This window comes from Bradyrhizobium sp. C9 (assembly GCF_002532045.1).
Taxonomy (GTDB): domain Bacteria; phylum Pseudomonadota; class Alphaproteobacteria; order Rhizobiales; family Xanthobacteraceae; genus Bradyrhizobium.
The window spans coordinates 39,631-53,620 of sequence record NZ_NWTG01000032.1 but is presented as its reverse complement, the minus strand read 5'-3'; the positions used below and the strand labels follow the sequence as shown (position 1 = coordinate 53,620).

Here is a 13,990-nt window from a genome sequence, read left to right as displayed (position 1 = left end):
AGTCAGAGGCGATGGACGCAACTCCACAGGTGGCACGTCAGCAGGTCCGCATGCGCGGCCGTTCCTACGTTGCGTTCGTTTTCTCGCCCGTCGTGCCGGTGGTGTCCTGGCTCGCCGAGATCGACGCGACGCTGGGGAAGTCACCGGGCTTTTTCACCGGCAAGCCTGTGGTGCTGGACCTCTCGGCGGTCGACCTCAGCCAGGCCGCGATCGCGCATCTGGTCGGCAGCCTCGCTGAACGCAACATCCGCATCCTCGGCATCGAGGGGGTCGACGAATCCAAGCTCGGCGCCAACCTGCCGCCGCTGCTGACCGGCGGCCGCGCCTGCGCGATCACCCACGTCGAGCCGAAGACGCCGCCGGTGCAGGAAAAGAACAAGGACAAGACCAAGCTGCCGTCGCTGCTGTTGGAGAGCCCGGTGCGTTCCGGTCAGTCGATCGTGTTCGCCGAGGGCGATGTCACCGTGCTCGGCTCGGTCGGCTCCGGCGCCGAGATCGTCGCCGGCGGCTCGATCCATATCTACGGCACGCTGCGCGGCCGCGCGATGGCCGGCATCAACGGCAATTCGGCGGCGCGGATCTTCTGCCAGAAGATCGAGGCCGAACTGCTCGCCATCGACGGCTACTACCAGACCGCAGATGAAATCGCCGACAGCTTGCGCAACCGGCCCGCCCAGGCGTGGCTCGAGGGCGAGATGCTGCGCATCACAGCTTTGAACTGATCGACCACAAGGAGAGAGAGAATGGCCAAGGTATTGGTCGTGACGTCTGGGAAGGGCGGGGTCGGCAAGACGACCTCCACCGCCGCGCTTGGCGCGGCGCTCGCGCAAATGGGCCAGAACGTTGTCGTCATCGATTTCGACGTCGGCCTGCGTAACCTCGATTTGGTGATGGGCGCGGAACGGCGGGTCGTGTTCGATCTCATCAATGTGGTGCAGGGCGTCGCCAAGCTGCCGCAGGCGCTGATCCGCGACAAGCGGTTGGAAAATCTCTGGCTGCTGCCGGCGTCGCAGACCCGCGACAAGGATGCGCTGACCGAAGAAGGCGTCAAGCGCGTGATCGCCGATCTCAAGACCAAGTTCGACTGGATCCTGTGCGACAGCCCGGCCGGCATCGAACGCGGCGCGACGCTCGCGATGCGCTACGCCGACGAGGCCATCATCGTCACCAATCCGGAAGTGTCGTCGGTACGGGATTCCGACCGCATCATCGGCATGCTGGATTCCAAGACCGCTCGCGCCGAGCGCGGCGAGCGGGTCGAGAAGCATCTGCTGGTCACCCGCTACGACAGCGCCCGCGCCGCGCGCGGCGAGATGCTGTCGATCGACGATATCCTGGAAATCCTTGCCACGCCGCTGCTCGGCATCGTCCCGGAAAGCCAGGACGTGCTGCGCGCCTCCAATGTCGGTTGCCCGGTCACGCTGAACGCTGCGAGCAGTGCGCCGGCGCGGGCCTATACCGACGCGGTGCGCCGCCTGATGGGCGAGGCGGTCGAGATGACCGTGCCGGTCGAGCGCAAGGGGCTGATGGACCGGCTGCTGCGACGGAGGGCGGCATGATGAACGTAATGCGGCTGTTCGGTGGCCGCGCTGCATCGGCGCCCGTCGCGCGGGAGCGGTTGCAGATCCTGCTGTCGCATGAGCGCGGCCGGACCGGCACGCCGGACCTTCTGGAGATGCTCCGCTCGGAAATCCTGGGCGTGGTCTCCAAGCATATCGACGTCGATCCCGACAAGGTCGTGGTCAAGATGGATCGCGGCAAGTTCGTCTCGATGCTCGAAGTCGACATCGAGGTTCCCAACGGCGTGCAACGATCAAAGATGGTGGCGGCTACATGACAGCAGACAGCAACAGTCATATCGCCTGGCAGCGCGCGCAGCTCAAGAAGCTGCGTGCGGCGTTGAAGGCGATCGAGGTCGATCAGCTCGGCAAGGCCAATTGCGGCCGTGCAACGCAGATGACGATCGACGAATTGCAGCGCAAGATCGGTGAGTCCGGCCGCTGCATCGCCGAGTACGAGCGCCGCACCCGTCGTCCGTTGGCAACGGACCGGGGCAGCCTCGCCAGCGTCAGCTGGACGCACTGGAACGCCAACATGCCGATGGCCAAGTCGCAGCGCCATCGCGCGTGAAAGCGCAGGCGAACGGCGCTGGCCTATAGCAAAAACGCCAGCGCGGTCTCGCAACTATCCTCGACCTTGAGCGTGAGCAGCTCGTCGGCGCGGGTGCGGCCGAGGTTGACCGCGGCGATCGGCAGGCCAAGCTGCTCCGCCATCCGGACGAAGCGAAAGCCGGAATAGACCATCAGCGAGGAGCCGACGACCAGGAGAGCGTCGGCCTGCTCGAGATGCGTCTGCGCCGACGCGACGGTATCGCGCGGCACGTTCTCGCCGAAGAACACCACATCGGGTTTCAACACGCCGCCGCAGGCCTCGCAGGCCGGCACCACGAATGACGAAAAATCCTGCTCGAGATCGGCATCGCCGTCGGGCGCGTCAGTGGCATCGAGCGTGAGCCAGGCGGGATTCAGCCGCGCCAGCTCGCCTTGAAACTGTTCGCGCGGCGTCGTCGCGCCGCAGCCGAGGCAACGGACGACATCGAGCCGGCCGTGCAGATCGATCACGCGCTGGCTGCCGGCGGCCTGGTGCAGGCGGTCGACGTTCTGGGTCAAGAGCAGTTCGCAGCGGCCTTGTTGTTCGAGCTTCGCCAGTGCGCGATGCGCACCATTCGGCGCCGCGCGGCCGAACCGCCGCCAGCCGACCATGCTGCGTGCCCAGTAGCGCTGCCGCGTCGCCGCTTCGCCCAGGAATGCCTGAATGGTGACCGGCGGCGTCCGCTTCCAGTTGCCGTCGCTGTCGCGATAGTCGGGAATGCCGGAATTGGTGCTGCAGCCGGCCCCGGTCAGGACAAACAGGCGCTGGTGGCCGGCGACGAAATCCTCGAGGGCGGGGTGCTGCATGGCAGCACATCTAGTGCTGCGCGCGCGGCGGCGCCAGATGTAGGGCCTGCCGCGCGAGGACCTTTCACGTTGCCTCTGCGTTGACGGCATGGCACTTCCGACGGAGTGATCGATGCGACCGGGATTCATCGTCGTTGTTTGCGGGCTGGTGTCCCTGCCGCTGTCGCCGTCATGTGGCGAGGATGCAGGCGTGTCCGGTGAGCAGGCGTTCAACAATTCCTGCCGCACCTGCCACACCGTCAAGGACGGCGACAATCGCGTTGGCCCGAATCTGCACGGGATCATCGGCCGCAAGGCCGGATCGGTGGCGAACTTTGCCTATTCGGAGGCGATGAAATCGTCCGACATCGTCTGGGATGAGCGCACGCTGCTGCGCTTCATCGAGGACCCCGAAGCGGTGGTGTCGGGCAACGGCATGAAGCCGTATACCGGCGTGCGCGCGGCGGAGGATCGCGCCAGGATCGTCGCTTTCCTGAAATCCCCTGGCAAGTGAACGTGGACAGGATGCCGGCGTCACCGCGTCGGCAAAACGAAGACCTGGCCGGGATAGATCAAATTGGGGTTGCGGATCTGCCGCGAGTTAGCCCGATAGATCACCGCGTAGCGCTGCCCGGCGCCCAATGCGCGCTGGCTGATCCGCCACAGGCTGTCGCCGCGCACCACGGTGGTCGTGGTGATCTTCGGCACGATCACGGCGGAGGGTGAGCTCAACGTGGCGGTGGTCGCCGCCGCGAACTGCGGCGCGGTCGCATCCGTACGCGCGGACGCCGCCGCAGGCGTCGGGATCGATGCAGTGGTCGTCGGGTCGGATGCGTTGAACGGCACCTCGGCACGCGCGCGGACCTTGCCGGAGCCGAGGTCGACCTCGTCAAGCCGAACCCGATAGTCGCCGGTCGTTACGCCCTTGTTGATCGTGACCGAGAGATGCCCTGTCGCGTCGGCCGTCGCGGATGTGATCAGACTGTCGTTGAGATAGAGCCTGACCGTTGCGCCGGGAGCTGCCTGGGCGCTGACATGGAGCTTGCCGCCCGGTTCGGTCTCAACGGCCTCGACAGTTACCTTCCCGGCCGCCGGCGAGGTGGGCGCAGGTTGCGACAGCACGCGGATCGGCTTGTCCGGCACCATCAGCGCCACCATCGGCCGCTCGCTGGCCGCAGCATCGAGCGCCACGGCCACGCTCTGCCTGGAGGTCACCTGCTTGCCATCATGCGTGATGCGCAGGGTGAGGTCGTAGTTTCCCGGCGGAAGCGGGCGGGGCACCATCACGAACTGGCCGGACTTGTCCGCCACGGCGCGATCGTGCACCTCGCCATTGCGCAGCAACTCCACTGTCGCGCCGGGGAGCGCCCGGCCGGCGACAACGGCCGCGCCGGTCGGCTCGATGTTCACGACGTCGAACTCCGGCACCGCGTTGCCGCCCGGTGTCGGCGAGGCTCCTGCCAACGCGTTGGCCAGCGCCGCGGTCTCGGTCTGCGCCTTTGCCAGCGCGGTCTTGTCCTGTTTTGCCGCGTCCTGGTCTTGCGCGGGAGCCGCTGGTGCTGTCGCCATCAAGCGCGTGCTCACGCCCAGGATCTGCTGGGTTTGGTGAATGCCGAAGACGAACGCAGCTGTGCCGCCGGCCGCAAGTGCCAGCAACGGTATGGCCAGTCGCATCGCCGTGACGTTCATGACTGTCACCCCCGGATCGATCTACCCGCGCAGCCGCGCGCGACCCTGCAGCCCTGTGGGGAGTCCGGGAGAGACTGCGCCGATTTGCGCGGCCCATCAAGTCGAATGAAAGGACTACTCCTCTCGGGCAGGATGGCCGACGCAGCAGGCTCGGGACCGCGTCTGGCTCAGGACTCCGGCGCCGCGTAGCCTATTGCGAATACGACAGCTGTTCTTCCGTCACCACGCGCTCGATATTGCCCGCTTTGCTTCTGATCCGGTACCGAAGCCGCCCGTCTGCTTCGATCGGCATGCGTTGAACAATGGTGTAGACCGCCGGCTCATCGGCCTCGGCTCGACCTTGCGGCCCCTGGGCCCGGTGGCGAACGTCTTCATTCAGCTTGTAGGCATATGACATCTGTCCACCTCTGCAGTTGGGGGCTCTCACGCAGGACCGTGCTGTGACGCAATGGAGCTGTGGCTTCCCGTATGGACGCGACTTGCTGCTTCGACAGCCGCGTCAGGCCTCTCCGGAGCCCGCAGGAGCACATGGTGACATTGACCGAATACGCGGCAAATAGCCACTGAATAGTCGCCTTCGACGAAGCATGCGTGAGCGCGTCGGAGCGGTTCCCGGCCGGTTTGCGGCCTCAATTGCCATTTGATCGCCGCAGGCAGATGCTGCCGGCCAATAAGTTCAAGGGAGAGCAGCATGAGCAAGGCAGGCCTCGACCACCGGCATCCCAACAAGGACGGCGAAATCAGCGGCAAGCACGGAAACACGCTGCTGCGCACCTTGCGCAAGGTTTACGGGCCGGGTTTCGCCGCGGGCTATCCCGAAACCGAGAAGCTGAGCGACGTCCTGGCAGCGCTGAACGAGACCTCGCTGAGCCAACTCCGCAGAGATCATCAGACCGGCCATCTCGCGCACAAGATCGACAAGGCTTCGAAGTAGGCTGCCGGACGGAGCCGCAACTCAGAACTCCAGCGCCGCATTGTCCACCACCTCCTTCATCACGAAGAAGGTGCGGGTCTGCCGCACACCGGGCAGTGCGATCAGCTGGTCGCCATGGATGCGGTTGAAATCCTCCATGTCGCCGGCGCGGATCTTGAGGAAGTAGTCGAAGTCGCCGGCGACGAGGTGGCAGTCGAGTACGCATTTGAGGTTCGCCACCGCCTGCTCGAAACTCGCAAAACTCTCCGGCGTCGAGCGGTCGAGCACGACGCCGACCATCACCAGCGTGCCCATGCCGACCTTGCGGGGCGCCACCATGGCCCGAACGCCACTGAGAAAGCCCTCGTCGAACAGCGCCTGAGTCCGGCGATGGCAGGTGGCGGGGCTGACACCGACCTGATCGGCCAGCTCGGCGTTGCTGAGCCGGCCGTTCTTCTGCAGCAATCTCAACATCTTGAGGTCGATGCGGTCGAGTCGGGCTGACATGGAAGAATCTTTCGTTATAGGGCAAATAGGTGAGAGAAAACGTATCATTCAGTTCTAATAGTGCAATCACTGACAATCAGATGGGCTGACTTAGAGAGCACCTTTCGCGCCTGGAGTGGTAGTTCTGGCCGCCGTTCCAGACCACCAAAGAGGATGCCAGCATGCTGGAGAAATTCGCGCGATACCCGCTCACCTTCGGGCCGACCGCCATCGAGAAGCTCGATCGGCTGTCAAAGCATCTCGGCGGCAAGGTCGAGCTCTATGCCAAGCGCGAGGATTGCAATTCCGGGCTCGCCTTCGGCGGCAACAAGCTGCGCAAGCTCGAATACATCATCCCCGACGCGATCGCTTCCAACGCCGACACGCTGGTCTCGATCGGCGGTGTGCAATCCAACCACACCCGCATGGTCGCGGCAGTCGCGGCCAAGATCGGCATGAAGTGCCGGCTGGTGCAGGAAAGCTGGGTGCCGCATGAGGACGCCGTCTACGACCGCGTCGGCAACATCCTGCTTTCGCGCGTGATGGGCGCGGATGTGCGCCTGGTCGACGATGGCTTCGACATCGGCATTCGCAAGAGCTGGGAGCAGGCGATCGAGGAAGTGAAGGCGGCGGGCGGCAAGCCCTATGCCATTCCCGCGGGCGCCTCAGTGCACAAATATGGCGGGCTCGGCTATGTCGGCTTTGCCGAAGAGGTCCGTGCGCAGGAGCGCCAGCTCGGCGTCAAGTTCGACTACATCGTCGTCTGCACGGTGACCGGCTCGACCCATGCCGGCATGCTGGTCGGCTTCGCCGCCGACGGGCGTGCGCGCAATGTCATCGGCATCGACGGTTCATTTACGCCCGCGCAGACCAAGGCGCAGGTGCTGTCGATCGCGCAGAACACCGCGAAACTGGTCGAGCTTGGCCGCGACATCGTCGAGGATGATGTCGTGCTGATCGAGGACTACGCCTACCCCGCCTACGGCGTGCCGTCGGAAGAGACCAAGGCGGCGATCCGCCTCAGCGCGCGGCTGGAAGGCATGATTACTGATCCCGTCTATGAGGGTAAGTCGATGCAGGGCATGATCGATCTGGTGCAGAAGGGTTTCTTCCCGGCCGGATCGAAGGTGCTCTACGCCCATCTCGGCGGCGCGCCGGCGCTCAACGGCTACGCCTACGCGTTCAGGAACGGCTGAGGCGATCCCGTTTCGTAGCCTGGATGGATTGAAGCGACTCCGGGCTGCGCCACTACCGCGTCAGGTCGGCGTCAGCTTCTCCCGATATCCTGCCCAGGCCGGGCGAGTCGGGAGACCTTCGCGTGAGGATGATGAATGCGGCCGGCCGAGCCATCGCCGCGCTCGGCGTCGGCATCGTCGCGGTGGGGCATTGGTTTTGGGCTTACCAGGGCCATGGTCATACGCCGCGCGCTCGCCTGCTGGCGATGAACAGCGAGATCGAGCTCTATGCCGGCATTTTCCTGATCGGCGTCGGCGTGCATGCCTTCGCATCCCGCTACTGGTTCAGCGATCCAAATCCGCCGACGCAGTCTTCGGTTAGGGAGCCGCAGTAGCCTCCGCCCGGCGCGGCGGGTTGGAATGTGTCCGGGTTGACATCTTAGGAACAAAATAGGAACATATCGTCTGTAACCAGAGGGTGTGGCGATCACCTCATCTGCGGCGGTATTGCGTGGCCGCTGAACCAAAGGCCAAGCCGCGCACCACTTGCGGATGAATTTCTCCGCCTCCTATAAAAGGTTGTGGCTGGGGAGTGTGCGTTATGAGAGTTGTGATCTGGGCGGCCGTTGCGGCCGCGTGGCTGTTTGCGGTTGCAACTCCGTCGAACGCCCGCGGTCCCTACGGCTCGATCACGGTCGGCAATTGGAAGGGCGGCGCCTTCACCGACGACAAGAGTGGTGCGTTCACGCACTGCTCGGCGGGGAGCACCTACCAGAGCGGCATCTTCTTCATGGTGGCGGTCGCCGCCAATGGCAGCTGGCGGTTGGGCTTGGCTCATGACAGCTGGCGTTTGACGCCGGGCGAAGCCTTTCCGCTTGCGCTGACCTTTGACGGCCAGCCCGCGTTCAATGTCTACGGCATGCCGCTCGGCGAGAAGCTCGTGAATGTCGAGATGCCGGTGAATTCGGCGCTGATCAATCAGTTCCGCAAGGCGCGCCAGATGACGGCGTTCGCGCAGGGGCAATTGTTTCAATTCAACCTCAATCAGACCGCGCAATTGCTGCCGGCGCTCCTCAACTGCGTGGTCTCGGTGAAGAAGAACGGCGTCGCCGGTGCCGGGGAGTTCGCTGTCGCGACCAAGCCCGCGGCCGCGCCGCCGCAGGCTGCGCCGAACCCGCCACCGGCGAAGCAGGCGAAGTCCGGGACCGGGACCGGCTTTGTCGTCAGCAGCAGCGGCCATGTCGTCACCAACCATCATGTCATCGACGGTTGCAGCGAGATTACCGGAAACCTGAGCGGCGAGGCGCCGGCCAAGCTGCGGCTGGTGTCCAGCGATGAGACCAACGATCTCGCGCTGCTGCAGGCGCCGTCCCCGTTCAAGGATGTCGCCAAGATCAGGCAGAATGCCATTCTGGTCGGCGATGGCGTCGTGGCGATCGGTTATCCCTATCACGGGCTGCTGACGTCCGATTTCACCGTGACCACGGGCATCGTCTCTTCGCTCAGCGGCATCCTCAACGACACCCGCTTCCTGCAGATCAGCGCCGCGGTGCAGCCGGGCAACAGCGGCGGCCCGCTGTTCGATCTCGGCGGTGGTGTGGTCGGCGTCGTGGCCGCGAAGCTCGACGCGGTCAGGGTCGCGCGCGCGACGGGAACCATCCCGGAGAACATCAATTTCGCGATCAAGACCGGGGCGTTGCGCGACTTCCTCGACAACAGCGCGGTGCAGTACCAGGTCGCCGATTGGCATGATGCGACAAAGCGGGAGACGTCCGAGATCGCGAAGGACGCGCGCGGCTTTACGCTCCTGATCACGTGCAAGGTGAACGAACAAGCCTCCGGCGCGAAGAAGCCGGGGAATTGATGCCGGCGCGGCGCTCTATCGTTTCACGCGCCGAGCCGCCGCAGCGTATGCACCGTGATCTCGGCCGGGCAGTTGAGCCGCACCGGCGCCAGGCTGGTGCCGGCGCCGGTTGATGTGTAGCCGGCAAGCGTCTGGAAGCACCACGCGCCCTTGCCCATCCTGCGCGGCAGCCGCGCCTCCAGCTTGATCGCGATGCCGCCGGGCAGGCAGAGCTGGCCGCCATGGGTATGGCCGCTCAGCATCAGGTCGAAGCCGCTTGCTGCCGCCTCGCGATAGGATTCCGGCGTATGCGCAAGCAAGATCGAGAATGCATCGCGCGGGATCGCCGCGGCAGCCTTTGCAATGTCGTCGGTGCGATAGAAATGCGCATCGTCGATGCCGGCGAGATGGATGGTCGCGCCGTCGCGCGTGATCGGCTCCTGTTCGTTGAACAGCATCCTGATGCCCATCGCCTCCAGCGCCGGCGTCATCCGGATACTGTCGTGATTGCCGAGGATGCCGTAGAGCGGCAACTTGATCCGCGCGCAGAGATCCTTCATCAGCGCGAGGCTGGTCTCGAACGAGCCAAACGTCTTGCCGCGATAGTCGCCGGTGAGGACGCAGATATCGCAGGCAACATAGCGGACGATGTCGGTGAGATGCCGCATCGCGCCTTGGCTGATGTCGGCGTGGAGATCGCTGAGCTGCAGGATGGTGAAGCCGTCGAACGCCGCCGGCAGGCGCGTCGACGTCACCAGATTGCGCCGCACCTCGACCCGGTCGGCGTTGCGCCGCGCGCGGCCATGGAGGCCGGCGACTTTCAGCGCAGTCTCGACGACCCATGGCGCCAGCTTCCAGTTCTCGACGTTGAACACGAGTGTGCCCTGGCCGAACAGCTGCTTCTCATGCGCGGCCTCGATTCCAAGCCGGCGCACGACGTGATCTGCGCCGATCCGCTCGACCAATCCCTGCAATGCCGTGTCGGCCATCATCCTCCGTGCAGCCCGCGATGCGAAACGCGAACCCGGCACGACACTATCATGCGCAACGCCGGTGCGGGATACCGCCGGAGCTCAGACCATGGGGACGCGCTTGGCGGCGACCGCGGCCGGCGAGATCACCTCGATATCGAGCGGCACCTGCCAGCGCTCGGTGAAGCGGACCTGCGGCGGTGCGTTGCCTTTGCGCGCACCCTGCAGCACGAAGCCGTCATAGCCCGAATTCATCACCTCATTGCATTTCTGCACATAGATCGGAAAGCCGCCGATATAGGGCATGAACACGCGGGGGCGGCCCGGGATGTTGGCGCCGACATACCAGGAGCTGCAGGTCGAGCGCAGCGAGACCGTGGAGACGTCGTTGACATGGGCGACCCAGGCGTCCTCGTCGTCGCGCACCGCCTCGATCGTGCCGGCGCCGACATCGCGCATGTGGCTGATGCAATCCGCCAGCCAGTCGACATGCTGCTCGATCGCCTGGATCATGCTCGCGAGCACCGACGGACTGCCGGGCCCGGTGATCATGAACAGGTTCGGAAATCCTTCCGTGGCGAGGCCGAGATAGGCGCGCGGACCGGCCTGCCATTTCTCGGCGAGCGTCTGCCCGCCGCGGCCGGTGATCGCGATCTTGTCGAACGAGCCCGTCATGGCGGCAAAGCCGGTGGCGGAGACGATCGCATCGAATTTGTATTCGGTGCCGTCGACCACGATGCCCTCGGTGGTGAAGCGTTCGATTGGTGTCGTCGACACGTCGACCAGCTTCACGTGCGGCAGGTTGTAGGTCTCGAAGTAGTTGGTATCGACGCAGAGCCGCTTGCAGCCGAACACGTTTCGAGGGCACAGCAGCTCGGCGGTGGCGGGATCCTTGACGATGCCGCGGATCTTCTCGCGCGCGAAATCGGCGATGGTGTCGTTGGCGGCTTTCTCGAACAACAGGTCGCCGAACGCGCCGAGGAAGGGCAGGCCGCCGCGTTGCCAGGCTTCCTCATAGAGCCGCTCGCGTTCGTGCTCGCTTGCCTGCAATGCGGGCTGAGCGTTGAACTGGAAGTAGAAGCCGGTGGGGCGCGCACGCGCCTTCGCGCGCAGCTCCGGATAATGCGCCTTGGCTTCCTTCAGATATTCCGGCGACAGCTGCTCGTTCCATGCCGGCACCGACCAGGTCGCGGTGCGCTGGAACACGGTGAGCTCGGACGCCTGTTGCGCGATGATCGGGATCGACTGGATCGCGGACGATCCGGTGCCGATGACGCCGACGCGCAGGCCGGTGAAGTCGACTCCCTCATGAGGCCATTCGCCGGTGTGATAGATCGGCCCGCGGAAATCCGCCATCCCGGGGAAAGCGGGTCGGTTCGGCGCCGACAGGCAGCCGACCGCCATGATGCAGAATTTGGCGGTGACCCTGTCGCCGCGATCGGTTTCGATCGACCAGCTGCCCGCCTTTTCGTCGAAGGTCGCAGCGGTGACGCGGGTGTCGAACACGATCTGGCTGCGCAGGTCGAAGCGGTCGGCGACGTGGTTGGCATAGGCGAGAATTTCGGGCTGCGGAGAATATTTCTCCGACCAGCTCCAGTCCTGATCGAGTTCCTCGGAGAACGAGAAGGAGTATTGCAGGCTCTCGACGTCGCAGCGCGCGCCGGGATAGCGATTCCAGTACCAGGTGCCGCCGACCCCGCCGCCGGCCTCATAGACCCGTGCGGTGAAGCCGAGCCCGCGCAGCCGATGCAGCATGTACAGGCCGGCGAATCCTGCGCCGATCACGACGGCGTCGAACGTTGCAGTTTCGGCAGGGCGCGCAGCCTTGCGCGCGGTGCTCTCCTGAGCCATGGCCCGTCTCATCCCTATATCTTGTCGTTATGTCTTGTCCGCGTCTCGTTGGACGCAACGACCTAAAGATTAGGGCCAGGGCGGCGCGGCCTGCAAGCGCGTGCATTCCCGCGCCGGGTATGGCTCCCATGCCGCGGGGCTGAGGGTCGCGGTATCCTGGCGCTGCTTCGGGTGAGACTCGTTGCGATGAAATCCGTCAATCGGCGGCCATCGCCAATGCCGATTGTTCAGCCGTCGTTGGACTTCACGATCCGGATCAGTTCGTCGCCGTAATGCTCGAGCTTCTTGTCGCCGATCCCGGCGATGTTGCGCAGTTCGCCCAGCGTGTCCGGACGCATCGCGGCGATGCCGTCGATGGTTGAATCGTGCAGCACCACATAGGCCGGCACGCCGCGCTGCCGCGCGACCTCCGAGCGCCAGGCGCGCAGCGCTGCATGCAGCGCGGGGTTCGCCACACCGCCCGGGCTGTCGGTCGTCGGCGCGAGGTCGCCGCGACGTGACTTACCGCGAACCGCGCGGTTGCGCGCGCCTTCCGGCTGTTCGCGCAGCATCACCGCGGTCTCGCCTTTCAGCACGCCGCGGGCACTATCGGTGAGTTTCAGCGCACCGAAGGCGTCGCTGTCGGCGCGCAGATGACCCATCGCCACCAGCTGGCGCAACACCGCGCGCCATTGCTTCTCGTTGAGCTCGCGGCCGATGCCGAACACCGACAATTGGTCGTGGTTGAACTGCTTGACGCGTTCGGTCAGCCGCCCGACCAGTACGTCGATCAGGTGCATGGCGCCAAAGCGCTGCCCGGTGCGATAGGCGCAAGAGAGCAGCTTTTGGGCGAGCACCTTGCCGTCGCGGACCCGCGGCGGCGTCAGGCAGTTGTCGCAATTGCCGCAGCTTTCGTCCGTGCGGGCCTCGCCGAAATAGCCGAGCAGGCGCTGCCGCCGGCAATGCACGGTCTCGGCCAGCGCAACCAGCGCGTCGAGCTTGCCGATCGAGACGCGCTTGAAGGCGTCGGAGCCGGTCGATTCGTCGATCATGCGGCGCTGCTGCACGATGTCGGAGAGGCCGTAGGCCATCCACGCGGCCGACGGCTTGCCGTCACGGCCGGCGCGTCCGGTCTCCTGGTAGTAGGCCTCGATGCTCTTCGGCAAATCGAGATGCGCGACGAAGCGCACGTCGGGCTTGTCGATGCCCATGCCGAACGCGATGGTGGCGACGATGACGATGCCGTCCTCATTGAGGAAGCGGTCCTGATGCCGGGCGCGCACGCTGGCGTCGAGCCCGGCGTGATAGGGCAGCGCGGGAATGCCGGCCTCGCTCAGCGACGCCGCGACGTCCTCGACCTTGGCGCGCGACAGGCAATAGACCACGCCGGCGTCGCCGGCATGGCGCTCCTTGATGAAACTCTTGAGCTGCGTGGTGGCGTTCTGCTTGTCGACGATCTCGTAGCGGATGTTGGGGCGGTCGAAGCTTGCGACGAACTCCGGTGCGCCGGTGAGTGACAGCCGTTCGGCGATCTCCTTTCGCGTCAGCGCGTCCGCGGTTGCCGTCAGCGCGATGCGCGGCACCTTGGGGAAGCGCTCGGCGAGCGCGGACAAGCCGATATATTCCGGGCGGAAATCATGGCCCCATTGCGAGACGCAATGCGCCTCGTCGATCGCAAACAGCGCGATCTGCGCCTGGCCGAGCAGACTGAGGCAGCGCGGCGTCAGCAGCCGTTCCGGCGCGACATAGAGCAAATCGAGATCGCCGGCGAGCAGCCGCCGCTCGACTTCGGAGGCTTCCTGATAGGACAGCGTCGAGTTCAGCACCGCGGCGTTGACGCCGGCTTCCGTGAGCCCCGCGACCTGGTCACGCATCAGCGCGATCAGGGGCGACACCACGATGCCGCAGCCGTCGCGCAGCAGCGACGGCAGCTGGTAGCACAGCGACTTGCCGCCGCCGGTCGGCATCAGCACCAGGCAATTGCCGCCATCGGTGACGTGGCGGACGATCTTCTCCTGCGCGCCGCGGAAGCCCGACAGGCCGAATACGGAGCTGAGCACGGACCGCGCGTCGCGAGGCGGAGCGGATGCATGATCGAGGGCGGGCTGGGCGGTCATGATCCCTTGCTTGATCCCTTGGGATTCCCC

The 13,990-nt window shown here is 65.3% G+C and carries 16 protein-coding genes; 9 read left to right on the top strand and 7 right to left on the bottom strand.

Going from position 1 to position 13,990, the window contains the following annotated elements:
• The first annotated feature begins 11 nt into the window (after positions 1 to 11).
• Genes minC through CO675_RS35630 form a run of 4 tightly spaced genes read left to right on the top strand, consistent with a single transcriptional unit; the run spans position 12 to position 2,130 of the window.
• Positions 12 to 722, top strand: a complete 711-nt coding sequence (gene minC / locus CO675_RS35645; protein ID WP_097676556.1) for a septum site-determining protein MinC — start codon at positions 12 to 14, stop codon at positions 720 to 722.
• Between the two features lie 21 nt (positions 723 to 743).
• A complete protein-coding gene (gene minD, locus CO675_RS35640) occupies positions 744 to 1,559 on the top strand; it encodes a septum site-determining protein MinD (RefSeq protein ID WP_092122315.1) in 816 nt (271 codons plus the stop codon).
• The gene (gene minE / locus CO675_RS35635; protein WP_198964863.1) at positions 1,559 to 1,837 is read left to right on the top strand and encodes a cell division topological specificity factor MinE; all 279 of its coding nucleotides are present in this window, start codon (positions 1,559 to 1,561) and stop codon (positions 1,835 to 1,837) included. The genes minD and minE overlap by 1 nt, the downstream gene beginning before the upstream one ends.
• On the top strand, positions 1,834 to 2,130 hold the full coding sequence (locus tag CO675_RS35630; RefSeq protein ID WP_092122321.1) for a hypothetical protein: 297 nt from the start codon (positions 1,834 to 1,836) through the stop codon (positions 2,128 to 2,130). Before minE ends, CO675_RS35630 begins: the two co-directional genes overlap by 4 nt.
• A gap of 23 nt (positions 2,131 to 2,153) precedes the next feature.
• Here the strand turns inward: CO675_RS35630 and CO675_RS35625 are convergent, their stop codons facing one another.
• A complete protein-coding gene (locus tag CO675_RS35625) occupies positions 2,154 to 3,047 on the bottom strand; it encodes an NAD-dependent protein deacetylase (RefSeq protein WP_502693435.1) in 894 nt (297 codons plus the stop codon).
• Positions 3,048 to 3,069: 22 nt separating this feature from the next.
• On the opposite strand from CO675_RS35625, the gene CO675_RS35620 reads away from it, so the two are divergent.
• Entirely contained in the window at positions 3,070 to 3,450 is a 381-nt protein-coding gene (locus tag CO675_RS35620; RefSeq protein ID WP_245453052.1) for a c-type cytochrome, read from the top strand.
• 20 nt (positions 3,451 to 3,470) lie between these two features.
• Here CO675_RS35620 and CO675_RS35615 read toward each other — a convergent pair whose 3' ends face one another.
• Together CO675_RS35615 and CO675_RS35610 are read right to left on the bottom strand one after the other, a co-directional pair.
• Positions 3,471 to 4,625 carry a LysM peptidoglycan-binding domain-containing protein gene (locus CO675_RS35615; RefSeq protein WP_245453051.1) on the bottom strand — a complete coding sequence of 385 codons (1,155 nt, stop codon included), beginning with the start codon at positions 4,623 to 4,625 and terminating at the stop codon, positions 3,471 to 3,473.
• 190 nt (positions 4,626 to 4,815) lie between these two features.
• Positions 4,816 to 5,022: a hypothetical protein gene (locus CO675_RS35610; RefSeq protein WP_097676551.1), complete on the bottom strand. Its 207-nt coding sequence runs from the start codon at positions 5,020 to 5,022 to the stop codon at positions 4,816 to 4,818.
• A gap of 294 nt (positions 5,023 to 5,316) precedes the next feature.
• On the opposite strand from CO675_RS35610, the gene CO675_RS35605 reads away from it, so the two are divergent.
• Positions 5,317 to 5,559 (top strand): hypothetical protein, encoded by a 243-nt coding sequence (locus CO675_RS35605; protein WP_097676550.1) that lies wholly within the window; start codon positions 5,317 to 5,319, stop codon positions 5,557 to 5,559.
• A 21-nt stretch (positions 5,560 to 5,580) separates the two neighbouring features.
• Here the strand turns inward: CO675_RS35605 and CO675_RS35600 are convergent, their stop codons facing one another.
• Positions 5,581 to 6,045: an Lrp/AsnC family transcriptional regulator gene (locus CO675_RS35600; protein ID WP_097676549.1), complete on the bottom strand. Its 465-nt coding sequence runs from the start codon at positions 6,043 to 6,045 to the stop codon at positions 5,581 to 5,583.
• Between the two features lie 161 nt (positions 6,046 to 6,206).
• On the opposite strand from CO675_RS35600, the gene CO675_RS35595 reads away from it, so the two are divergent.
• From CO675_RS35595 to CO675_RS35585, 3 genes are all read left to right on the top strand, one after another.
• Positions 6,207 to 7,220: a 1-aminocyclopropane-1-carboxylate deaminase gene (locus CO675_RS35595; protein WP_097676548.1), complete on the top strand. Its 1,014-nt coding sequence runs from the start codon at positions 6,207 to 6,209 to the stop codon at positions 7,218 to 7,220.
• 128 nt (positions 7,221 to 7,348) lie between these two features.
• Positions 7,349 to 7,594: a hypothetical protein gene (locus CO675_RS35590; RefSeq protein WP_245453057.1), complete on the top strand. Its 246-nt coding sequence runs from the start codon at positions 7,349 to 7,351 to the stop codon at positions 7,592 to 7,594.
• A 206-nt stretch (positions 7,595 to 7,800) separates the two neighbouring features.
• Positions 7,801 to 9,063: a S1C family serine protease gene (locus tag CO675_RS35585; protein ID WP_097676547.1), complete on the top strand. Its 1,263-nt coding sequence runs from the start codon at positions 7,801 to 7,803 to the stop codon at positions 9,061 to 9,063.
• Positions 9,064 to 9,086: 23 nt separating this feature from the next.
• On the opposite strand, the gene CO675_RS35580 is transcribed toward CO675_RS35585, so the two are convergent.
• From CO675_RS35580 to recQ, 3 genes are all read right to left on the bottom strand, one after another.
• The gene (locus CO675_RS35580; protein ID WP_097676583.1) at positions 9,087 to 10,031 is read right to left on the bottom strand and encodes a metallophosphoesterase; all 945 of its coding nucleotides are present in this window, start codon (positions 10,029 to 10,031) and stop codon (positions 9,087 to 9,089) included.
• Between the two features lie 84 nt (positions 10,032 to 10,115).
• Positions 10,116 to 11,864 carry a flavin-containing monooxygenase gene (locus CO675_RS35575; protein WP_097676546.1) on the bottom strand — a complete coding sequence of 583 codons (1,749 nt, stop codon included), beginning with the start codon at positions 11,862 to 11,864 and terminating at the stop codon, positions 10,116 to 10,118.
• A 227-nt stretch (positions 11,865 to 12,091) separates the two neighbouring features.
• A complete protein-coding gene (gene recQ / locus CO675_RS35570) occupies positions 12,092 to 13,960 on the bottom strand; it encodes a DNA helicase RecQ (RefSeq protein WP_097676545.1) in 1,869 nt (622 codons plus the stop codon).
• Positions 13,961 to 13,990 lie beyond the last annotated feature (30 nt).